Source organism: Azospirillum tabaci, from assembly GCF_014596085.1.
GTDB classification, from domain to species: domain Bacteria; phylum Pseudomonadota; class Alphaproteobacteria; order Azospirillales; family Azospirillaceae; genus Azospirillum; species Azospirillum tabaci.
Map to the genome: position 1 here is coordinate 154,107 of NZ_JACCJY010000007.1, position 21,315 is coordinate 175,421.

General features: G+C 69.3%; 19 protein-coding genes. 12 read left to right on the forward strand and 7 right to left on the reverse strand.

The window, feature by feature from the left end; genetic code table 11:
• Positions 1 to 294: 294 nt before the first annotated feature.
• Positions 295 to 561 (reverse strand): hypothetical protein, encoded by a 267-nt coding sequence (locus H0B54_RS11080; protein ID WP_188260341.1) that lies wholly within the window; start codon positions 559 to 561, stop codon positions 295 to 297.
• A 286-nt stretch (positions 562 to 847) separates the two neighbouring features.
• Between H0B54_RS11080 and H0B54_RS11085 the strand changes: the two genes are divergently transcribed.
• The 4 genes from H0B54_RS11085 to H0B54_RS11100 all read left to right on the forward strand — a co-directional run bounded on the left by H0B54_RS11085 (position 848) and on the right by H0B54_RS11100 (position 4,934).
• A complete protein-coding gene (locus H0B54_RS11085; RefSeq protein WP_211109312.1) occupies positions 848 to 2,011 on the forward strand; it encodes an ABC transporter ATP-binding protein in 1,164 nt (387 codons plus the stop codon).
• Positions 2,012 to 2,051: 40 nt separating this feature from the next.
• On the forward strand, positions 2,052 to 3,098 hold the full coding sequence (locus H0B54_RS11090; protein WP_035679667.1) for an ABC transporter substrate-binding protein: 1,047 nt from the start codon (positions 2,052 to 2,054) through the stop codon (positions 3,096 to 3,098).
• 137 nt (positions 3,099 to 3,235) lie between these two features.
• Entirely contained in the window at positions 3,236 to 4,126 is an 891-nt protein-coding gene (locus H0B54_RS11095; RefSeq protein WP_103039463.1) for an ABC transporter permease, read from the forward strand.
• A complete protein-coding gene (locus H0B54_RS11100) occupies positions 4,119 to 4,934 on the forward strand; it encodes an ABC transporter permease (RefSeq protein WP_188260342.1) in 816 nt (271 codons plus the stop codon). The genes H0B54_RS11095 and H0B54_RS11100 overlap by 8 nt, the downstream gene beginning before the upstream one ends.
• Position 4,935: 1 nt before the next feature.
• Here H0B54_RS11100 and H0B54_RS11105 read toward each other — a convergent pair whose 3' ends face one another.
• Positions 4,936 to 5,292, reverse strand: coding sequence for a hydroxyisourate hydrolase (locus H0B54_RS11105; RefSeq protein ID WP_188260343.1), 357 nt, complete (start codon positions 5,290 to 5,292; stop codon positions 4,936 to 4,938).
• A 29-nt stretch (positions 5,293 to 5,321) separates the two neighbouring features.
• On the opposite strand from H0B54_RS11105, the gene H0B54_RS11110 reads away from it, so the two are divergent.
• Entirely contained in the window at positions 5,322 to 6,551 is a 1,230-nt protein-coding gene (locus H0B54_RS11110) for an MFS transporter (protein WP_188260344.1), read from the forward strand.
• Positions 6,542 to 7,942, forward strand: coding sequence for an amidase (locus tag H0B54_RS11115; protein ID WP_188260345.1), 1,401 nt, complete (start codon positions 6,542 to 6,544; stop codon positions 7,940 to 7,942). Before H0B54_RS11110 ends, H0B54_RS11115 begins: the two co-directional genes overlap by 10 nt.
• 189 nt (positions 7,943 to 8,131) lie before the next feature.
• Here the strand turns inward: H0B54_RS11115 and H0B54_RS11120 are convergent, their stop codons facing one another.
• A complete protein-coding gene (locus H0B54_RS11120; protein ID WP_188260346.1) occupies positions 8,132 to 8,269 on the reverse strand; it encodes a hypothetical protein in 138 nt (45 codons plus the stop codon).
• Positions 8,270 to 8,371: 102 nt separating this feature from the next.
• Here H0B54_RS11120 and H0B54_RS11125 point away from each other — a divergent pair, with 102 nt between their 5' ends.
• From H0B54_RS11125 to H0B54_RS11135, 3 genes are all read left to right on the forward strand, one after another.
• Positions 8,372 to 11,275 carry a PAS domain-containing protein gene (locus H0B54_RS11125; RefSeq protein WP_188260347.1) on the forward strand — a complete coding sequence of 968 codons (2,904 nt, stop codon included), beginning with the start codon at positions 8,372 to 8,374 and terminating at the stop codon, positions 11,273 to 11,275.
• 146 nt (positions 11,276 to 11,421) lie between these two features.
• Positions 11,422 to 11,610: a hypothetical protein gene (locus H0B54_RS11130; RefSeq protein ID WP_188260348.1), complete on the forward strand. Its 189-nt coding sequence runs from the start codon at positions 11,422 to 11,424 to the stop codon at positions 11,608 to 11,610.
• A gap of 107 nt (positions 11,611 to 11,717) precedes the next feature.
• A complete protein-coding gene (locus H0B54_RS11135) occupies positions 11,718 to 12,683 on the forward strand; it encodes a hypothetical protein (protein ID WP_188260349.1) in 966 nt (321 codons plus the stop codon).
• Positions 12,684 to 12,707: 24 nt separating this feature from the next.
• On the opposite strand, the gene H0B54_RS11140 is transcribed toward H0B54_RS11135, so the two are convergent.
• Positions 12,708 to 13,322 (reverse strand): class I SAM-dependent methyltransferase, encoded by a 615-nt coding sequence (locus H0B54_RS11140; RefSeq protein WP_188260350.1) that lies wholly within the window; start codon positions 13,320 to 13,322, stop codon positions 12,708 to 12,710.
• Positions 13,323 to 13,481: 159 nt separating this feature from the next.
• Here H0B54_RS11140 and H0B54_RS11145 point away from each other — a divergent pair, with 159 nt between their 5' ends.
• Positions 13,482 to 13,811 carry a hypothetical protein gene (locus tag H0B54_RS11145; RefSeq protein WP_188260351.1) on the forward strand — a complete coding sequence of 110 codons (330 nt, stop codon included), beginning with the start codon at positions 13,482 to 13,484 and terminating at the stop codon, positions 13,809 to 13,811.
• Between the two features lie 27 nt (positions 13,812 to 13,838).
• Here the strand turns inward: H0B54_RS11145 and H0B54_RS11150 are convergent, their stop codons facing one another.
• Complete coding sequence (locus H0B54_RS11150) at positions 13,839 to 14,168, reverse strand: hypothetical protein (RefSeq protein ID WP_188260352.1); 330 nt, start codon at positions 14,166 to 14,168, stop codon at positions 13,839 to 13,841.
• Positions 14,169 to 14,293: 125 nt separating this feature from the next.
• Positions 14,294 to 15,904, reverse strand: a complete 1,611-nt coding sequence (locus H0B54_RS11155; protein WP_246472467.1) for a ribonuclease J — start codon at positions 15,902 to 15,904, stop codon at positions 14,294 to 14,296.
• 556 nt (positions 15,905 to 16,460) lie between these two features.
• On the opposite strand from H0B54_RS11155, the gene H0B54_RS11160 reads away from it, so the two are divergent.
• Positions 16,461 to 17,756, forward strand: a complete 1,296-nt coding sequence (locus tag H0B54_RS11160) for a BON domain-containing protein (RefSeq protein WP_188260353.1) — start codon at positions 16,461 to 16,463, stop codon at positions 17,754 to 17,756.
• A gap of 58 nt (positions 17,757 to 17,814) precedes the next feature.
• On the opposite strand, the gene H0B54_RS11165 is transcribed toward H0B54_RS11160, so the two are convergent.
• On the reverse strand, positions 17,815 to 19,611 hold the full coding sequence (locus tag H0B54_RS11165) for a glycoside hydrolase family 15 protein (protein WP_188260354.1): 1,797 nt from the start codon (positions 19,609 to 19,611) through the stop codon (positions 17,815 to 17,817).
• A gap of 185 nt (positions 19,612 to 19,796) precedes the next feature.
• On the opposite strand from H0B54_RS11165, the gene H0B54_RS11170 reads away from it, so the two are divergent.
• A complete protein-coding gene (locus tag H0B54_RS11170; protein WP_246472468.1) occupies positions 19,797 to 21,302 on the forward strand; it encodes a right-handed parallel beta-helix repeat-containing protein in 1,506 nt (501 codons plus the stop codon).
• Positions 21,303 to 21,315: the final 13 nt, after the last annotated feature.

Here is a 21,315-nt window from a genome sequence, read left to right on the forward strand (position 1 = left end):
CCGCCTCGTCCCACTCTGGTTTCGCGTGCGGCGCACCGTGGCACGGTGTATCCGCCTTGGCAATCGCTCGGCGGAGGGTGCACAGCGGCCCCGCGCCGACGCCCGGCACATATCCACGCCGTCTTGCAGCACCGTGCCGGACCGGCAATCCCGAGCCCGCCGAACGCTTCGTCCGCCAGCTTGGTGTTTGCACCCACCGCCCGCGGGCTGTTCCGCTTTGCGCCACTGGCCGCTCAGCTTCGCCGACCGGTCGCTCCCGATACCTGGGATCGCAACGACGCCACGAGGCTCCCTTCAATTGCAGCGCTCATGCGCATGGATGCAGCGCTCGACCCATTCGACCAGCCGGGCCGGCGTGCAGGCGCGCTCGAAGACGTCCGCCGCATTGCGCCCGATCGCCTCCAGGGTCACGTCATCCGCTTTGGCGATCACGGAAGTCAGATCCTCATACCCGTCGTCACAGGGGAGATAGCAACCGTCCAGATTCGCATTGAACGGCAGGACCCCAGGCAAGCGTGGCGACACCGTCGCGGCGCCGAAGGCGACACGGAGTTGTGTCATGACCTCAAGGCGCAATCCTCTCCCCTTTGACCACACCGCTTTGCACATGCTTCAGGCATCATGACCACGATCCAGGCCCTGTTCAAATTTTAGGCACATTTGGCGGGCAGAGTGCCCAGCTTCGCGCCGCGCCCGAACAGGGCTGTCCGGGCGAACACCAGAGTATGTGGGAAGCCAGGACCGGACCGTCCTTGAACGCGCCGGAGTGGCACGCGGGTTGCTACCCTCGTGTCCTGCGCTGCGCCACCGGGGGTCCCCGCCGGTGCGCCCCACCAGGATACGCCCCATGGCCGCACTCCAGTCCGCCCGTTCACACCGCCACCCGGCCCCGCAGCCCGCCGAGGAGGACTCCGCCGTGCCCGCGGGCGTCGCGGTGACGCTGGACGGCATCACCCACCGCTTCGGCGCCTCCACCGCCGTGGACAACGTGACGCTGGAGATCAAGGCGGGCGAGCTGGTGGCGCTGCTGGGGCCATCCGGCTGCGGCAAGACCACGCTGCTGCGCATCCTTGCCGGTTTCCAGGCGCAGACGCTGGGCCGCGTCGTCATCGGCGACCGGGTGGTCGACAGCCTGCCGCCCGCCGGGCGTGGCGTCGGCATCGTGTTTCAGAACTACGCGCTGTTCCCGCACATGACCGTGGCGCAGAACGTCGCCTACGGGCTGGAGGCACGGGGTGCCGCACGCGACGCGGTGCGGGCGCGGGTTGAGGCCATGCTGGGTCTGGTGAAGCTGGACGCCATGCGCGACCGCTTCCCCAAGCAGCTGTCCGGCGGGCAGCAGCAGCGCGTGGCGCTGGCCCGCGCCCTGGCGATCCAGCCGAGCATTCTCCTGCTCGACGAGCCCTTCGCCGCGCTCGACAAGAATCTGCGGCTGGACATGCAGATCGAGATCAAGCAGCTCCAGCGCCGCTTCGGCATCACCACCATCATGGTCACCCACGACCAGGAGGAGGCGCTGAGCATGGCCGACCGCATCGCCGTGCTGAGCCGGGGCAAGCTGGAGCAGTTCGGCACGCCGGAAGACGTCTACGACCGCCCCGAGACCCTGTTCGTCAACGGCTTCGTCGGCAGCGCCAACCAGTTGCGGGGCCGCGTCGTCCGCACCTCCGGCGGCGTCGCCGAGGTGGCGCTGGAGGCCGGCACTGTGCTCTCCGCCGTCACCCCCGACGCCGTGCTGACCGCCGGCGACCCCGCCATCCTCTGCGTGCGCCCGGAGAATCTGCGGCTCGCCACCGAGGCGGCGCCCCAGCAGATCGCCGGCACCGTGGAACTCGCCCTGCCGCTCGGCCCTGTGGTCGTCTACGAGGTGCGCACCGCCGACGGCGGGCAGGTGAAGGTGACCGAGCCGCGCGTCGCCGGCGCCGCTCTGCGCGCGCCCGGCACGGCGGTCCGGCTGCAGCCCATTTCCCCCCAGACCTGCCGCGCCTTCGCCGTTCCCGCGGGCGCCTGACCCCATCCCTCTCCTCTCCTCCCCCCTGGAGTGCCTGCCGATGACCCTCGACCGCCGCCAGATCCTCGCCGCCGGCCTCACGCTCGGCGCCATGTCCCTGTTCCCCGGCATGAGCTGGGCGCAGGCGCGCAAGCTGGTGTTCGCCACCTTCACCGGAAGCTGGGAGGAAGCCCACCGCGACGTCATCGTCCCGCATTTCCGCAAGGCCACGGGCAACGCCGACATCGCGCTGGACCCGATGCTGTCGGTGGACATGATTGCCAAGGTGTCCGCCGCCAAGGCGAACCCGCCGATCGACGTGATGCTGATGGACCCCGGCCCGCGCCTGTCGGTGATCGGCCAGGATCTGGCCGCCCCCTTCCCCGTCGCGGACAGCAAGAACTACCAGGACCTGCTGCCGGTGGCACAGTTGCCCGAAGGGCCGGGCATCTTCTTCCAGGCGGTCGGCATCACCTACAACCCGGAAAAGGTCAAGACCCCGCCGACGAGCTGGGACGACCTGTGGAAGCCGGAGTACAAGGGCCGCGTCGGCATCACCAACATGAACTCGACGCTCGGCACCGCCTTCATGGTCGAGCTGGCGAAGACCCGTGGCGGCGGCGAGAACGACATCGAGCCGGCCTTCGCCGCGCTCAAGGAGCTTCAGCCGAACCTCGGCGCCGTGGCGCCGAACCCCGGCGCGCTTGCCACGCTCTTCCAACAGGGCCAGATCGACATCTCGCCGGGCAACTTCAACGCCATCCAGATCCTGCGCGCCCGCGGCGTGCCGGTGGAGTTCGCCAAGCCGAAGACCGGCACCATCGCCTTCCTGACCACCGCCCACATCACCAAGAACTCGCCCAACGCCAAGCTGGCGGCGGCGCTGATCGAATCCGCCATGGCGCCGGAGGTCCAGACCAAGCTGATGCAGGCGCCCTTCTACGTCATCCCGACGAACTCGAAGGTGCAGATGGACGGCGATATCGCCCGCATGATCGCCAAGGACCAGGAGGAGCTGAAGGCCTCCTTCGTGTTCCACGACTGGTCGGTGATCAACCAGAACCGCGCCGGCTGGATCGAGCGGTTCAACAAGGAAATCAAGGTTTAAGCGCGGGAAACGGGCCCCCACCCAACCCTCCCCCGCTCTCGCAGGGGAGGGCTCTTCTCCTCCCCCTGCGAAGCGGGGGGAGGCTGGGAGGGGGGCCCGGCGCGGCCACTCCCCATTCCCCCACAGGACCCCACCCCATGACCGCCATCACCGCCCCCGGCCTCGCCGGACCCGCGACCGCCGCACGGCCCCGCATCGGGCGGGAATGGACGCTGGCGCTGCCGCTGGCCGCCTTCTTCGCGGTGTTCTTCGTGACGCCGCTGCTGCTGCTGGTCGCCGTCAGCCTCTACGCCGACGCGGAGATGACCCGGTTCGGGCTGGACCAGTACATCCGCTTCTTCGGCGACGCCTTCAATCTCGCCGTGCTCGGCAGCACGCTGCTGCTGGGGGTGAAGGTCACGGCGCTGACGCTGCTGTTCGGCTACCCGCTGGCCTGGCTCTACACCCGCAGCGGGCCGCGGATGCAGTCGGCGCTGATCCTGGTCATCATCCTGCCGCTGCTGACTTCCGTCGTGGTGCGCACCTTCGCCTGGATCGTCATCCTGGGGCGGGACGGCATCGTCAACAACCTGCTGCTGTCGCTGGGGCTGGCGGAGACACCGCTGCGCCTGCTCTACACCGAAGGCGGTCTGGTCGCCGCTCTGGTGCAGGTGCAGATGCCGCTGATGGTGCTGCCGCTCATCACCACCCTGTCGCGCCTCGACCCCAATCTGCTCGATGCCTCGGCGGCTCTGGGCGCCGGGCCGTGGCGGGGCTTCCTCAAGGTGACGCTGCCGCTGAGCCTGCCGGGGATCGTCGCGGGGTGCCTGCTGACCTACGCCGCCGCGGTCACCGCCTTCATCACCCAGTCGCTGGTCGGCGGCGGGCAGATGCTGTTCATGCCGCAATACATCTATCAACAGACGATCACGCTCCACAACTGGCCCTTCGCCGCCGCCATCTCCATCGTCTTCATGGTGTCGGTGCTGGGTGTGGTGATGCTGTTCAACCTGCTTGGCCGCGCCAGCAAGGGGTACGTCCATGCCTGACATGCAGCGCCCGACCCTGGGAAGCGCCTCCTTCGGCCTCGTCATGGGCACGCTCGCCGGTGCGGCATTGCTGCTGCTGGCAGCGCCGACGCTGGTGGTGCTCGTCACCTCCTTCACCGACGGCTACTCGCTGAAGTTCCCGCCGCCGTCCTACAGCCTGCGCTGGTACGCCTCGCTGATCGACGCGTGGCAGCTCCAGGACGCCGCGCTGGTCAGCCTGAAGCTGGGCGCCGTGGTCACCGCCGTGTCGGTGGTGCTGGGCACCGCCGCAGCGCTCGCCATCGGACGCAGCCAACGCGCCTGGGCGCGCGGGCTGGACGCGCTGTTCATGTCGCCGCTGGTCCTGCCGGCGCTGGCCTTCGGCCTCGCCTCGCTGGTGTTCTTCAGCACGGCGGGGGTGGAGCTGTCCTTCCTGACGCTGGCGATCGGCCACATCGTGGTCAGCGTGCCCTACGTCCTGCGCACCACGCTGGCGAGCCTCGCCCAGCTCGACCCCGCGCTCCTGGAAAGCTCCGAGAGCCTGGGGGCCGGGCGCCTCTACACCTTCCGCCGGGTGACGCTGCCGACCATCCGCAACGGCATCGGCGCCGGCGCCTTCATCGCCTTCATGTCGAGCTTCGACAACATCCCGGTGTCGCTGTTCATGGCCGACGCCCGCAACGAGGTGCTGCCCATCCGCATGTGGCAGATCCTGGAAAACAGCCTGGACGTCCGCGCCGCGGCGGTGTCCGGCGTGCTGATCGCCGTCACCGTCCTGGCGATGGTGGTGATGGAACGGGTCGCCGGCCTGTCGCGCCAGCTCCGCTAGCTTACGCTCCCCGGAACAGCGAGTAGCCCCAGGGGGTGAACTTCAGCGGCAGATGATAGTGCTGCGCCACGTCGGTGACGGTGAAGCGGAACGGCGCCTCCTCCAGGAAGGCCGGCTCCGCCGATCCCACGCCTTGCGCGCGCAGCCAGGGGCCGATGTGGAACACCGCCTCGTAGACGCCCGCCGTCACGCCCGCGCCGCCGACCACCGGATGGTCAAGCGCACCATTGGCACACAAACGGCTTTCCGCTAGCCTGTCCCGCTGTCCGTTCCGCAAAGCATAGAGTTCCACCCGCATCCCCTCGGCGGGCACCCCGCGCGCCACATCCACCGCATGCAACGAAATCCCGCCGGCCATCGGCCCGTCCCTTTCCTTGTGGAGTCCCCATGAACGTCTGGTTGCTGCCTCTGATCGCCATGGCGGCGGTTCAGGCGTTCGTCGGGCTGTGTCTCTTCGCCATCCCGGTGATCGCGCCGCAGGCGGCGCCCGACCTTGGGGTCGATCCGGGGCTGCTCGGCCTTTATACCGCGGTCGTCTTCACCGCCGCCATCCCCGCGTCGCTGGGGGCGGGCGGGCTGATCGCGCGCTGGGGGGCGATCCGCACCTGCCAAGCCTGCCTGCTCGCCGCCGCCGGGGCCGCGCTGCTGTCGGCCAGCGCCGTTCCCGCCGCCTTCCTGCTGGGGGCGCTGGCGCTGGGCTTCGCCTTCGGGCCGGAGACGCCGGCCAGCACGCAGTTGCTGTCCCGGCTGACCCCGCCGGAGAAGCGGCCGCTGGTCTTCTCCCTGCGCCAGACCGGCAACCAGTTCGGCGGCATGGCCGCCGGATTCGCCGTGCCGCTGCTGGTCCTGTCCTTCGGCTGGCAGGCGAGCCTGCTGGCGGTGGCGGGCGCCACCGCCGTGCTGGCGCTCGCCCTGGAGCCGCTGGCCCGCCGCCACGACGGCGACGACCGCGCCGCCCCCCGCCCCGCCGGCCGCGGCACGCTGAAGCGCGCGCTCGATCTGGTCGCCGGGGAGCCGGCGCTGCGCCGGCTGGCCATGGCGGTCTGCGCCTTCTCCGCCATGCAGCTCTGCCTGAACGGCTTCCTGGTCAGCTTCGCGGTGACGATCCTGGGCTGGAGCCTGCCGCTGGCCGGGACGGCGCTGGCGGTGGCGCAGGGCGCCGGGCTGGTGGGGCGCGTCGGCTGGGGCCTCGTGGCGACGCGCTGGGCGCCGCCCCGCGTCATCCTCGCCGGGCTGGGCGTCGCCATGAGCGTGGCCGCCGCCCTCGTCGCCATCGCCTCCCCCGGCTGGCCGGTGCCCGCCTTCCTGGCCGTCTGCACGGCCTTCGGCCTGTCGGCGAGCGGCTGGAACGGCCTGTTCGTCGCGGAGGTCGCCCGTCTCGCCCCGCCGGGCCGGGCGGGCGAGGCGACGGGGGGCATGCTTGCCATCGCCTACGCCGGCCTGGTCGCCGGACCGGCGCTGTTCAGCCTTCTGGTCGCGGGGGGCTTCGGCTATTCCGCCGGCTATCTGGCCGCCGCCGCCGCCGCGCTGGCCGGCGCCGCGGCACTGGTCGTCCCCCTTCCTCCGGCCCCCACCCCGGTCCTTTCCACCGCTGCCGAGGACACCCCATGCGCATGATGACCGCCCGCCGGATCGCCGAACAGGTCGCCGCCCGCGAGGTCAGCGCCGTCGCCCTCTACGACGACCTGCTGGAGCGGATCGCGTCGGAGAATCCGCGGCTGAACGCCATCGTCCATCTCGACCCGGAGGCCGGACGGGCAGAGGCGCGGGCCGCCGACGCGCGCGCCGCGCGGGGAGAGGCGCTGCCCCTGCTGGGCGTGCCCTTCACGGTGAAGGACAACATCTGGGTGCGCGGCCAGCCGGTCCGCCAGGGATCGCGGCTGTTCGAGGACTTCGTGGCGCCGGAGGACGCGGTGGCGGTGGCCCGGCTGCGCGCCGCGGGCGCCGTCTTCGCCGGAATCACCAACTGCTCCGAGTTCGCCTGCAAGGGGGTGACGACCAATCTCCTCCACGGCCCGACGCGGAACCCTTGGGACCTCTCGCTGACGCCCGGCGGCTCCTCCGGCGGGGCGGCCAGCGCCGTGGCGGCGGGTCTGGGACCGCTGGCGCTCTGCACCGACGGCGGCGGCTCCACGCGCCGGCCCGCCTCCCATGTCGGGGTGGTCGGCATGAAGCCGTCGGCCGGAATCGTCCCCCACCCCGTCGGTTTCGCCGAACCGGTGTTCGGCAACTCGGTGATCGGCCAGATGGCCCGCTCCGTCGCCGATGTGGCGCTGATGCTCGACGCGCTGGCCGGACCGGACCCGCGCGACCCGCAATCCGTGGTCCTGTCCAGCCCCTTCGCCCATGCCGCCGCCAATCCCGACCCGGCGGGCCTGCGCGTCGCCTACAGCCGGCGGCTGGGGCTGGACGCCCCGGTCGATCCGGAGGTCGCGGCCTGCGTAGAGCGCGCCGTCCACCGCCTTGCCGACGCGGGGGCCATCGTCGAGGAGGCGGACCCGGTCTGGCCTGACGGAGCCGGGGAAAGCGGCCTGATGCCCCTCCAGTTCGCCGGCCTCGCCGCGCTTTACGGCGAACGCTACCGTACCGCGCCGGAGCTGTTCGACCCGGACATCGGGCAGCAGATTGAGGCCGGCCTGCGCACCAGCGGCGCGGAGGTCGCCCGCGCCCTGCATCTGCGGGAGGAGGCGTACCGCGCGCTGGCCGCCCTCTTCACGCGTTACGACCTGCTGGTCTGCCCGACGACGCCGGTCACCGCATGGCCGTTCGACCGGCTCGGCCCTGCCACCATCGACGGGCGTCCGGTGACGCCGCGCGGCCACGCGGTCTTCACGCCGCTGTTCAATCACTGCTACGCGCCCGCCTGCTCGGTCCCTTGCGGGCTGACGGAGAGCGGCGGGCTTCCGGTGGGGCTCCAGATCGCCGGCCCGCGCCTGTCCGACGCTGCGGTGCTGCGGCTGGCCGCCGTGGCGGAAGCCACCTGCGGTTACACTGCCCTGGTATCCTGACAGCCCTGCGAAGAAAAGGAGAAAGGGCGATTGGGATAGAACGGACAGCCTGTTTTAATCACCATCGTATTCTGGCAATCTTTGCCCGCGGAAAGGTGGAGTAGGGGGATACGGGTGAAGACCAGCGAGCCGGACCAGCGGCCTGGATGGTCGGCGCGTCGGTTGTCGATTCTTTTCCTTGTGGTTGCGTTACCACTGATCGCCTTCGAAGTGCACAACATCCTGGAATTGCGCAAGTCCCGGGAAACGGAAATCCGTCTGGAGTCGATGCAGCTTCTGGATCAGGTCGAGTCCGAACAGCAGCGCATCGCCGACGATATCGGACACGTTTTGGTTGCCCTTACAGAGATGGGCTTAGGGCGGCTGTCCCCAACGGCCTGCCAGGATACGCTTCTTCGGATCAAGGGGAAGTTTCCCCCGTATCTGGCGGTGAGCGTCAGCAACCGCTCCGGGATCATCTGGTGCTCCACCGAACCGCAGGCGCGTGGCTTTTCGGTCGCCGACCGCAGCTATTGGCGGGAGGCGCTGACCACCGGGGAGCAGACCAACGGGGCCACCCTGACCTCCCGCACCACAGGGCGCCCCTCCATCCCCTTCGCCCTGGCCTACAAGGATGAGAACGGCGCAGCGGCGGGGGTGGTGACGGTGCTCCTCGACACCACGTGGCTGAACCTGTTCCTTCGCGAAAAGAGCCTGCCGGACGACGCGGAGGTGGTGATCGCCGACCGCTCCGGCATCGTGCTGGCGCACCAGCCGGAAATACCGGGCACCGTCGGCAGGCCGCTGCACACTCCCTATCAGGCTCTGCTGGAGCGGGGCGAGAGGCGCGTGGTCGAAGCGCCTGGGTCGGATGGCCGGATGCGGATCACCGCGGTGTCGCCGCTGGCCGCCGGTGTTCCGAACCTCTACGTCCATGTCAGCCTGGACAAGGACGAATCCATGCGGCCGGTCAATGCGGCGGCCCGGCGCACGCTCGTCATCTTCGCCGGGTTGTTCCTGTTCGCCGGGCTGACCGCGGGCTGGAGCCTTTGGCGCTTCCTGCGCGCGCATGAGCTGGCGCGCAGCAACGCGCTGCGCATGGCGGCGGTGCTCGGGAGCACGGTGGACGGCGTGATCGAACTGGATCGCGACTGGCGCTTCACCTACCTGAACGACAAGGCGGTTTCCCTGGTCGCCCAGGGCCGCGACCTGCGCGGCCGGTCGCTGTGGGATGCCTTTCCGGAACTGGTCGACACGCCGCTGTGGCACAAGGCCCATCAGGCGATGGCCGAGCAGGTGCCCACCGACGCCGAGTTCCGAGGCATGCGCACCGGGCGCTGGTTCTGGATGCGGGCCTTTCCCAACGCGAACGGGATGTCGGTCTATCTGCTGGACATCACCCGGCGGCGTCAGGCCGAGGACGATCTGCGCAAGAGCAAGGACCGGCTGAGCCTCGCTCTGGAATCGGCCATGGCGGGCTCCTTCGACTGGGACCTGACGTCCGGCCAAGGCCACTGGTCGGAGGAAACCTACCGCATCTTCGGGCTCGATCCCGCCGTGCACGAGGCGACAAGCGCCGTTTGGCGGTCGGTGGTCCACCCCGACGATATCGACATCGCCACCTTGAAGGCGCAGTCGGACATCCTTGCCAAGCAGCAGACCTACGTCCGGCTGGAATACCGGATCATCCAGCCCGGCGGCGCCGTCCGTTGGGTCTCCTCGATCGGGCGCGTCAACTATGGTCCCGACGGCACGCCTCTGCATTTCAGCGGCCTGAACCTCGACATCACCGAGCGCAAGGCGCTGGAGGAGGCGCTGCGCCGCAGCGAGGAGCGGCTGACCATTGCTCTGACCGCGTCGGAAGCCGGAATCTGGGACTTCGACCAGCGCGACCGGACGCTGGCCTGGTCGGATGGCATGTACCGGCTGTACGGCGTCAGCCCGGAAAGCTTCACGCCCAACGAGGACAGCTTCTTCGATCTGGTCCACCCGGCGGACCGGGACTCGATGCGCCGGATTCTGAATGACGTGCTGGAGGCCCGGCGTTCCGACTACCGGGGGGAGTTCCGCATCCTCCATCCGCGCGATGGGGTGCGTTGGATCATGGCCATCGGGCGCCCCGTCTACGAAAACGGACGCCTGGTCCGGCTCAGCGGATTGAACATCGACATCACCGGGCGCAAGGCGATGGAGGAGGCCCTGCGCGACGCCAAGGCCAAGGCCGACGATGCCAACGTCTCCAAGTCGAAGTTCCTGGCCGCGGCCAGCCACGACCTGCGCCAGCCGCTGCAATCCGCCCTGCTGTTCGCCGGCGTCCTGCAACGCCACGTCGATCCCGACAAGGGCCGCGCCCCGCTGGCGTCGCTGGAACGCGCGCTGGAGACGCTGAAAAATCTTCTCGACAGCCTGCTGGACGTGTCGCGCCTGGATGCCGGCGTCATCACTCCGCAGATTGGCACGGTTCCCCTGCGCCCGATGCTGGAGGAGATCGAGGCCGCCTATGTCCCCATCGCCGCCAGCAAGGGGCTGGAGTTCACAGTGGTCCCCCCCGCCTTGGATCTGGCGGTGCGCAGCGACCGGCTGCTGCTCGGCCGGATGCTCCGCAATCTGGTGGAGAACGCCATCCGCTACACCGAGGTGGGCTATGTCCGCGTGTCCTGCCAAGCCCAGAACGGCATGATCCGCATCACCGTGCAGGACAGCGGAATCGGCATCTCGGCGGAGCAACAGACCAAGGTCTTCGAGGAATTCCATCAGGTCGGCAACCCGGAACGCGACCGCAGCCAGGGCCTCGGCCTGGGACTCGCCATCGTGAAACGGCTGTCCAGGCTGCTGAACCATCCGGTGTCGGTTCGCTCCGAACCGGCCCATGGGTCGGTCTTCTCCATCGAGGCGCCGCGCGCCACCGCCCCGACCGTCCCCCTTCCTGCCCCCGAAGCCGAGGCCACCCCATCCGGAGAAGGGCGGCTGGCCGTTCTGATCGAGGACGACGTCATCGTCCTGATGGGGCTGCGGACCATCTTCCAGGAATGGGGGTACGAGGTGGCCATCGCCGGATCCGCCGAGCAGGCGATGGAGCGGCTGCGCGGATTGGACCGCCGCCCGGACCTGATCGTTGCCGACTACCGGCTGCGCAACGGCCGGATCGGGACGGAAGCCATCGTGCAAATCCGCGGGTTCGTCGGATCGTCGATTCCGGCGATCATCCTGACCGGCGAGATCGGCACCGACTGCGACCGCGACGCGGCGGCGCTCGGGCTGGCCGTGGTGCGCAAGCCGGTCACCCCGAGGCAGCTTCAAAGCGCCATCCAGGATCTTCTGAACCACAATCCGTTGAGCCAGGCCGGGGACTGAGCCCCTGTCCCGGCCGGGGAGCGATGGACAAAAAGCGGACCAGCCTTGACCGGGCAGTGGCGCTGCCCTACATTGTGCACTGCAACATAACGATAAGCCCTTTCCCGAGGGGGAGACGCCTTCTCAATCCTTTGAGGAGGTCCCTTATGAACACGCCTTCGACTATCGCTTCCGCCCTTCCCTCCGAACGCGACATGCAGATCATCCGCCGCAAGGCCGCGCGGATGCGCGCCGACCATGTCCGGTCCCTGCTGGGCCGGCTGGCCGCGTTTCTGACAGGGCGGACGGCTGACCTCGATCCTCACCGCCTGGATGGCGGCCGGGCCGCCGGCTGACGACGGACGGCCCTCATTTTCCCTGACATAGCGGCAGTAATGGCCCGCAGGCGATCCGCGACAGCGGCGCCTCGCGGGACGTTTGGTCTTTGGTTGGAGTTTTTGACATGCAGAAACGAGCGGTCGCCCTGGGTGGCTTCGGTGGGTTCAACCTGCACGGCGCGGGCGTGCTGACGGCGCTCGACCGCCTGGACCGGATGCCCGACCTGTTCACGGTGACCTCCGGGCAGATCGTCGTGCTGGCCGCCTGGCTGCGCGGCGAGGACGTGCGCCGCCTGCTTCTCGAACACACCGGGGCGTCGGGCGGGCTGCTCCAGGCTTGGCAGACCGCCATGTTCGGGCACAAGGGCGTGTTCCGCCCGGTGCTGGGCGAGCATGCGCGGCGCTGGCTGGATGTCCCGCTGTCGCCCTCGGCGGTGCTGGAACGGCTGATGCCGGCCCGCCAATACGCCCCGGTGCGCGACCGCGACACCGTGGCCGAGATCGCCCGCACCCTGAACGAGGCCGAGGTCGGCGTCGTCTTCAACACCTACGATTTCCGCTCCGGCAACGGGCTGCTTCACGGCAACGCCGCCGCCCGGCGCCTGATGGCCGGGGAGGTCGGGCTGGAGGACATCACCGCCGACGCGGTGGAAAGCGCCCTCTGGCTCTATCTCTACGGTTTCGAGGAAGCCCCCGGCGGGCTGATCGACGGCGCCTACCACCGCAGCATCATTCTGTCGGAACTGCACGGCTTCGACGAGGTGACGGTGGCCGCCCCCTTCCCCGTCTCCTGGATCGGGCCGGTGCCGCGCAACCAGCTGGAGGTGGAGAACTGGAAGATCCGCCAGTGGTTCGCCAACTCCTACAAGGCGGAAGTGGCGCGGCTGCACCGGGTGATCGAACTGATGGAGCGCGGCACGCTGAACGACCCGGCCTACCGCATCCGCTCCCTGACCGAACTGCCGCTGCGCCGCCATTACGGCTACTTCGACTACTTCACCGAGAAGGCGGAGGTGTTCGACGACGCGCTCGCCCAGGCGCTCGACCATTTCGGCGGCGGCCCGGCGCACGAGCAACGGCGCGCCGGCTGAGCGGCTGAGAAAAGGCCCGGCGGGTCAGGCCGCGCGGGCCTCCACCAGCTTCACGTAGTCGCCCATCACGAAGCGGCTGTCCATCGCCCCCATGCCCGCCTGCGGCAGATGGGCCTCGTACCCGGCGGTGTAGCGGGCGCCGAAGGCGAAGCTCAGCCAGGGCGACACCACGCGCATCCACAGCCGTGCCGCCGAGCGCTCCGACTGGGTGTAGTCGAGGATGCGCAGCGTCCCCTCCGGCTTCAGGATGCGCCGCATCTCGCGCAACACCGGCACCTGAAGCTCCTCCGGCAGGACACAGAAGACGAAGGTCGCCACCACATGGTCGAAATGGCCGTCGGGGAAGCCGGTGGCGGCCAGATCCAGCACCCGGAACTCCACCGCCCGCCCCAGCTTGTCCGCCCGCTTCGCGGCGCGGGCGAGCATGGCCGGGCTGGCGTCCACCGCGGTCACGCGGGCGCCGGCGGGGTAGAAGGGGATGTTGCAGCCGGTGCCCGCCCCGGCGTCGAGGATGCGCCCGGACAGGCCGCGGAACGTGCCCTGCCGCAGGCGCCGCTTCCACATCACCTCGTAGCCGAGGTCCAGGGCGTCGTAGAGCGGGGCGATGCGTTCGTAGGTGCGCACATAGCCGGTCTGCATGGTTCGAGACTCCCCCGAAGCGGCCCACGCGCGCCACAACCCCACCCCTCAGAGGCGGAGGGCCGGAAGCGCGTTTCGCCTGTTCTTCCTTTCATAGCAGGCGAATGTGACGGATCATCGCGCCTGGGGTCCAAAGCCCGAAAACGGAATGGAGATGGCATGGATGCGCTGAACCCGGCGGCGGAGGCCCGCCGTCAGGCCGGACTGGAAATCCAGGCGCTGGCCGAGGATTTCGAACAGAGCGACGAGGCCGCCTTCCTGCGGATGCGCATCATCGGCGGGGTGGTGGCGGGGGTGGTGACGCTGGTCCTGCTGGTGCTGCTGACCGCGGGGGCGGACTGGCGCTATCTGTTCGGCTTCTGGGTGGTGATCGTCGGCTTCACCTGGATCGGCTACGCCGTGTCCGTCTACCGCCAGCGGCAGCAGACCGCGCGGCTGCGCGCCCTGGCGACCCGCTGGCTGACCGGCGGAACCGTCCCACCAGTCTGAGAGGGCCGGTCCAAGGAGGGCATAGGGTCAGGAGGCGCGCGAACCGCGGCGCTTGCGGCGGCGCTGAAAACGCTGGATGCGCTCGATCACTTCGCCCATGTCCGCCGCTTCTTCCACCTCGCCGAGATGCAGGAGGACGCGGATGTAGGTGTCGATCAGGCCGAGAACGGCCTCCTCGTCCGTCACGCCGTAGGCCGCCTGGCCCAAAGCATCGACGATCAGGGTCCCGCTGTCGGCCAGCGCCTCGGCCACCTCGTTGATGGCGCGATCGAGGGCTGTGTCATCCCCCTCCGGCGCTTCCAGCACCGGATCGAGGATGTCGGGAAAGGAAAGCCGGTCGGCGGGATAGCCAGCCATGGGCAACTCTCCAAGAAAAAACAGGGCCGTGAACCGGCCCCTGGTGCGCGCGAACGGAGGGCGGGTGTCCCCCTTCTGGTGTTTCGTGGCCCTATGAAACGTGACGGTAAGGAAGGATGGCCGCGTCAGGCGGCCATCGATTCCAGGGCTTCCGCCAAGGCGTCCGCATCCTCCGCGACGGGGAGACCCGTCCAGGGGATCAGTTCGCGCCCGGTGTTGGCGAGGCGCTTGGCCTCCATATGGCCGATCACCGCGGTGCCTTCCCGCGCGATCCGCAGGATGTCGCCGTCCTCCGGAACCAGCGCCCGCTCCACGCCACAGGCGCGGGCGAGGCGGGCGTGGGCCTCCAGATGCTCGATGGTGCCGTGCACCGGCACGGAGAAGCGCGGGCGGATCAGGTCGTACATGCGGATCAGGTCATCCCGCTTCGGGTGGCCCGACACATGCACCGGCGCGTCGGCCGGGGTCACCACCGTCACGCCCTTGGCCTTCAGATGGTCCTGCACGTCGGCCAGCACCACCTCGTTGCCGGGGATGGCGCGGGCGGAGAAGATCACCGTGTCGCCGCTCTCCAGCCAGAGGTCGCGATGGCCGTCGCGGGCCAGCCGGCTGAGCGCCGCCCGTTCCTCGCCCTGGCTTCCGGTGCACAGGAAGACGAGGTTCCGGCGCGGCGTCCAGGAGGCTTCCATGATGGAGATGAACTCCGGAGCCTTCTCCAGATAGCCGCTGGCGCGGGCCGCCTTCTCCATGCGCAGCATCGACCGGCCGACCAGCACCACCTTGCGGTCATGGGCCGCCGCGGCCTCCGCCACCGCCTGCATGCGGGCGACGTTGGACGCGAAGCCGGTCACCGCGATGGCGCCCTTGCGCCCGGCGAAGGCCTCGATCAGGCCGGCGCGGGCGTCCGCCTCAGACCCCGTGGTGCCGTCGACGTTGGCGTTGGTGCTGTCGCACATCATCGCCAGCACGCCCCGGTCGCCCAGCCGCTTCAGCGCGTCCAGATCCATGGTCGGGCCGACCAGCGGGTGCGGATCGAACTTCCAGTCGCCGGTGTGCAGGACCGTGCCGGCCTTGGTGTGGATCGCCACCGACACCGGCTCGGGGATCGAGTGGGTGACGGTGATCGTCTCGATGCCGAAGGGGCCGATCTCGAAGGAGGCGCCCGGCTCGAACACCCGGATGCGGGCGTGGCGCAGGCCGCCGGTCTCCTTCAGCCGGTCACGGATCACGTGCGCGGCGAAGGGAGTCGCGTAGATCGGGCATTCCAGCCCCGGCCACAGATGGTGGATGGCCCCGATGTGGTCTTCGTGGGCGTGGGTGACGACCAGTCCGACCACCTCGTCCATCCGCTCCTCGATGAAGGAGGGATCGGCCATCAGGCTGTCGATGCCCGGCGCCTCGTCGCCCATGAAGGCGACGCCGGCGTCCACGATCAGCCATTTTCCGGCATGGCCGTAGAGCGCCATGTTCATGCCGATGCGCGAGCAGCCGCCGAGCGGGATGAACAGGATTTCGTCGTTGCCCGGCACCGGGCCGGGTACCGGCGCGCCGGGCGGACGGGTCGCCTTTGGGCGCTCGTAGGGCTTGGGGTTCTGGTTCTTCTGGAAACGCGGGCCGCCGGACTTGCCGCTGCGCACATCGCCAACAATCGTGTTCGGGCGGTTGCCGCCAAAATTCGAGTTCGGGCGGTTGCCGCCCTTGGGCGCCGCGCGGCGGCGCTTGTTATCAAACGTCATTCGTCCTTCTGCTTCACAACATCTCAGCCGGCATTCAACGCTGCCGGACGGGCGTGCATCGCGTGTCGATGCGGATCTCGGGGGTCTCCCCGGCCATCGGCGGCGCCAGGACCGTGGGGATGGGTCGAGGCGGCCGGCCGAACCGGCCAGGGAGAGCGGTGTTCGAGCCAGTAATCCAGATGAAGACGCCGGTCAACCGCTGAATCATGACCCGGAAAGGGGTTCGCCGGTCGGTCACCCGAAGGTTACGGCCATCCGCCGGCGATGTTGCACATATGTTTCCTTCGCCGCGGCGTTCAAGGGGGCGCTGGACCCCGATCGTCCGCTGCGTTCGCGCGGAACGGCGCAGGCGGCGTGGATGCTGGGGTTGCGGGCTCCTCAGAGCGCTCCGGTTGGCTGGCCTGTTCTGGGCGCATGGCAAAGACATAACCAAAGACGTGGCCAAAGACGTGGCCAAAGACATGGCAAAGCCACCGCCGGGCCGCGATCCTTCGCCGCCTCCCCTGTTGTTTTCGAACGCCCGGCGAACGGGCACCGTCCAAGTGGGGAGCATCCCATGTCCGACTATGAATCCAGGTGGAGGAACGATCAGGGCTACCGCCGCGACGACGACCGGTGGGAGCGCGACCGCGGACGCGGCGAAAGCCGCGAGTGGAGCGCCGGTTCTTACCAGAACCGTGGCCGTGACGAGTTCGGTCAATCGAATTGGGGCCAATCCGGATCGGGCCAGTCTGGCCGTTCCAGCATGATGGGTGGCGGGGGCCGCCAGCCCGGCTACGGCTATGAGGGCCAGGGCCGCGAAGGCTTCGATTATGGCCGCGACTATTGGCGCCAGCAGGAAGGCCGGGGTGATTACGGCCAGGGCTCCTATGGTCAAGGCTCCTACGGCCAGGGCTCCGGCAGTCGCGACTACAGTCGTGATTATGGGGGCCGTGATTATGGGAGCCGCGATTATGGGGGCCGCGACTACGGCTCCCGCGGTTCCTTCGGCCAGGGCCAGCGCGACTGGCGCTCCCGCGACGACCGCCAAAACTACGAAGACCGCAGCGACTATGGTCAGGACTTCGGCTACCGCGGCGGCTTCGGGCGTTCCGATTATGGCAGCCGCGACTACGGCGGCATGGATTACGGGTCCCGCGGCTACGGAAACCGGGACTACAGCAGCCGCGACTACGGCAACCGCGATTACGGCCGGATGGGTTATGGCGGCGGCAGCGGTTACGGCCGCAACGAGGATCGCGGTTTCTTCGAACGGGCGGGCGACGAGGTGGCCTCCTGGTTCGGAGACGAGGATGCGGAACGCCGCCGCCGCATGGATGCCCGCAACGACGATGCCGGCGCCCAGCACCATCGGGGCCGCGGCCCGCGCGGCTACACCCGCTCCGACGACCGCATCCGCGAGGATGTGAACGACCGTCTGACCGACGATCCTTACATCGACGCATCGGAGATCGACGTGACCGTCAGCAACTGCGAGGTCACGCTGAGCGGCACCGTGGACAACCGCCGCACCAAGCGCCGCGCCGAGGACATGGCCGAGACCATCTCCGGCGTCCGCCACGTGCAGAACAACCTGCGCGTCCGCGAGCAGACCTTCGGCGGCACCGGCACCACCGCCGGAGCGTCGGCCATGGCCGGGCTCGGCACCACCGGGTCTTCCAACACCGGGATGGGCAGCACCGGGATGAGCGGGTCCACAACGGGCACGTCCGGCACGTCCGGAACCTCCAGCACGTCCGGGACCGGCATGTCCGGCACCAGCGGCACCGGCATGAGCGGAACCTCCGGAACCGCGGACAGCACCAGCCGCACCAGCACGTCCAGCAGCACCACGGGCAGCAACATCCGCTGACCGTGCCCGGCGCGCCCCTCCCGCCTTCGCCGGCGGGAGGGGCTTTTCCTGTCCGCCGTCAGTCCCCGTCCTGGCGCTGCTCCGCCGGCTTCTCGGCGCGGGTCAGATTGAAGGCGGTGTTGATCAGGGCGATGTGCGAGAAGGCCTGCGGGAAGTTGCCGACCAGCCGCTTCGCCGTCGTGTCGTACTCCTCCGACAACAGCCCCAAATCGTTGCGCAGGGCGAGCAGACTGTTGAAGAGCGCCTCGGCCTCCGCCTGACGCCCTTGCAGCACATAGACGTCGGCCAGCCAGAAGGAGCAGGCGAGGAACACCCCCTCCCCGTCGGGAAGCCCGTCGTCGGTCCTTTCCGTCCGGTAGCGCATGACCAACCCGCCCCGGAGCAACTCCTGCTCGATGGCGGCGACGGTGCCCCGGATGCGGGGATCGTCCACCGGCAGGAAACCGAGCATCGGCAGCATCAGCAGCGCCGCGTCGACGTGGCTGGCGCCGTAATACTGGACGAAGCTGTTCCGCTCCCTCGAATAGCCTTTGGCGCAGACATCCTCGAAAATGGCCAGCCGCAGCGCCTTCCAGCGATCCAGCGGCGCGTCCAGGCCGAACTTCTCCGCGCTCTTCACCATGCGGTCAACGGCGACCCAGGCCATCACCTTGGAATGGGTGAAATGCCGCGCGCCGCCGCGCACCTCCCAAATGCCCTCGTCGGGCTGGTCCCACACCGATTCCATGTGGTCGAGCAAGGCGCACTGCACGCGCCAGGCTTCCGGCCTGATCTCGATGCCGCGCATCCGCGCCTGATGCGCCGCGTCCATCATCTCGCCATAGACGTCGAGCTGGAGCTGGGGAGCCGCGGCGTTGCCGACGCGGACCGGACTCGCGCCCTCGTAGCCCGGCAGCCAGGGCACCTCCCATTCCAGCAAACGCCGCTCCCCGGCGATGCCGTACATGATCTGGATTTGTTGGGGACTGCCGGCGATGGTGCGCATGCCCCAGTCGCGCCAGTCCCGCGCCTCCTGCAGATAGCCGGCGTTCATCAGCGCCAGCAGGGTCAAAGTGGCGTCACGCAGCCAGCAGTAGCGGTAGTCCCAGTTCCGCACCCCGCCGAGCTGTTCGGGAAGGGAGGTGGTCGGCGCCGCGACGATGCCTCCGGTCGGGCGGTAGGTCAGCGCCTTCAGCGTGACCAGCGAGCGCACCACCGCGTCCCGCCAGGGGCCGCTGTACGCGCAGCGCCCGCTCCACTCCTCCCAGAAACGCTCGCTCTCGGTCAGGGCCTGCTCGGCATCGACCGGCTGCGGCAATGGCAGGTGCGAGGGGGAATAGGTCATCACGAAGCTGATGCTCTCACCCTCCGCCACGGTGAAGTCGGCGACGGTGCTCAGATCCTCGCCATGGATCGGGGCGCTGGTGTGCAGAACGACCATGTCCGGCCCGGCGATGGCGCGCAGGGTGTGTGGGCCGATCCGCGTCACCCACGGCACGACGTGCCCGTAGCCGAAGCGCAGCGTCAGGTCCATCCGCATGGCGACGCGCCCGCGCCGCCCGCGCAGGATGCGCACGACGTCCGACGCCGCGCCGCGCGGGGGCATGAAGTCGATCATCGTGACCGCGCCCTCCGCCGTCTCGAACTCCGTTTCCAGGATCAGGCTGTCGCCGCGGTAGCGCCGGGTCGTGCGGGCGTCGGGATCGCTCGGACGCAGCAGCCAGCGCCCGTTCTCCGGCGTGCCCAGCAGCGCGGCGAAGCAGGCGTCGGAATCGAAGCGCGGCCAGCACAGCCAGTCGATGGAGCCTTCGAGGGACAAAAGGGCTGCGGTCTCGCAGTCTCCCAGAAGGGCGTAGTCCTCGATGCGGGAGGCCATGGCACGCTCTCGAACGATTGGGGAGGCCCTTGGGCAACGGCCTGCGACCGCTCCGGTTCCCTCCGGTTAAGACCCTGAGCCGACGAAGGTCGATCGTCCGGTTTGACGATTCTGGCCGTCCGGCCCACGTGGTAGCGTTTTCGTCCGCCGCCCCCATCGCCGCAGGACGACGCAACGAGGCCACCATGAAAACCGGACGCGCCACGCCCCGGCGGCATTCCCCCCGCCCCGTCCACCTCGTGGCGGCGGCTCTCCTTCTTGCCGGCCTTCCGATGACGGCGGCGGGAGCGGAGCCCCCCACCATCTCCCTGCGGCCGGGAAACGACATCCAGGCGGCGGTGGACCGCCATCCCCCCGGCACGCGCTTCCGGCTGGAGGCCGGTATCCACCGCCTGCAGTCCATCGTGCCGAAGGACCGCAACCGGTTCGAGGGCGCCCCCGGTGCCGTGCTGAGCGGAGCGCGAAAGCTGACCGCCTTCGTCCGCCGCGGCTCCGTCTGGGTGGCCCGAGGGCAGACACAGGAGGGCTGGGTCAACGCGGCGGAGTTCTGCCGCTCCGGCTTTCCCCGCTGCGCCCGTCCGGAGGACCTGTTCATCGATGACACGCCGATGCTGCATGTCGGCAACCGGTCCGCCGTCGGACCGGGGCGCTGGTTCTTCGACTACGACGCCGACGAGATCCTGATCGGCGACGATCCCACCGGGCGGACCGTGGAGACCAGCGTCATCCCCCGTGCCTTCGGTGGCAGGGCGTCGGGCGTCGTTATCCAGACGCTGACCATCGAGAAATACGCAGCCCCGATCCAGGCCGCCGCCGTGGACGCGGAGTTCGGCCCCGGCTGGACCGTCCGCAACACCGTCCTGCGCTTGAACCATGGCGTCGGCGTCAACGCCGGCAGCGGCAGCCGCATCCTCGGCAACCGCATCATCGACAACGGCCACGCCGGCTTTTCCGGGTCGGGGACGGATTTCCTGATCGCCGGCAACGAGATCGCCCGCAACGGCTATGCCGGCGTCGACTTCTATTGGGAGGGGGGCGGCGGCAAGATCACCGAGTCCGGCGGCGGCGGACTCATCCGCGGCAACTGCGTCCACGACAATGTGGGCGCCGGGATCTGGGCCGACATCGACGTGCACCGGCTGGTGATCGAGGACAATCTGGTCTTCGGCAACGCCGACAACGGCATCACCTACGAGATCAGCTACGACGGGGTGATCCGCAACAACCGGGTCGCCGACAACGGGCAGCGCGGCCAGGGCTGGTTCTGGGGCGCCCAGATCCTGATCTCCAGCGCGCAGGGCGTGAAGGTCTACGGCAACGACATCGACGTACCGGGCGGCTACGGCAACGCGGTGATGGTGGTGTCCCAGGACCGCGCGCCCTACACCCCCGCCGTCGGCAACGAGATCTTCGAAAACCGCATCGTCATCCGCAACGCCGACGCGCGCATTGGCGCCGTCACCGACGTGGACGCCGACAACGCCTTGGTCGCCGCCGGCAACCGCCTGTACAGCAACCGCTACCATCTGGCGGATTTGGGGAAGCGCGTCTGGTTCTGGAACGACGCGGAGGCCGACTGGAACGCCATCCGTGCCCAGGGGCAGGAGACGGGAAGCGTCGTCCATGCCGGCATTCCACAGAAGACGTCGCTGACCTGCCCCTCCATGGTCCACCAGGACAGGAGTCGATGACCTTGCCCTCGGC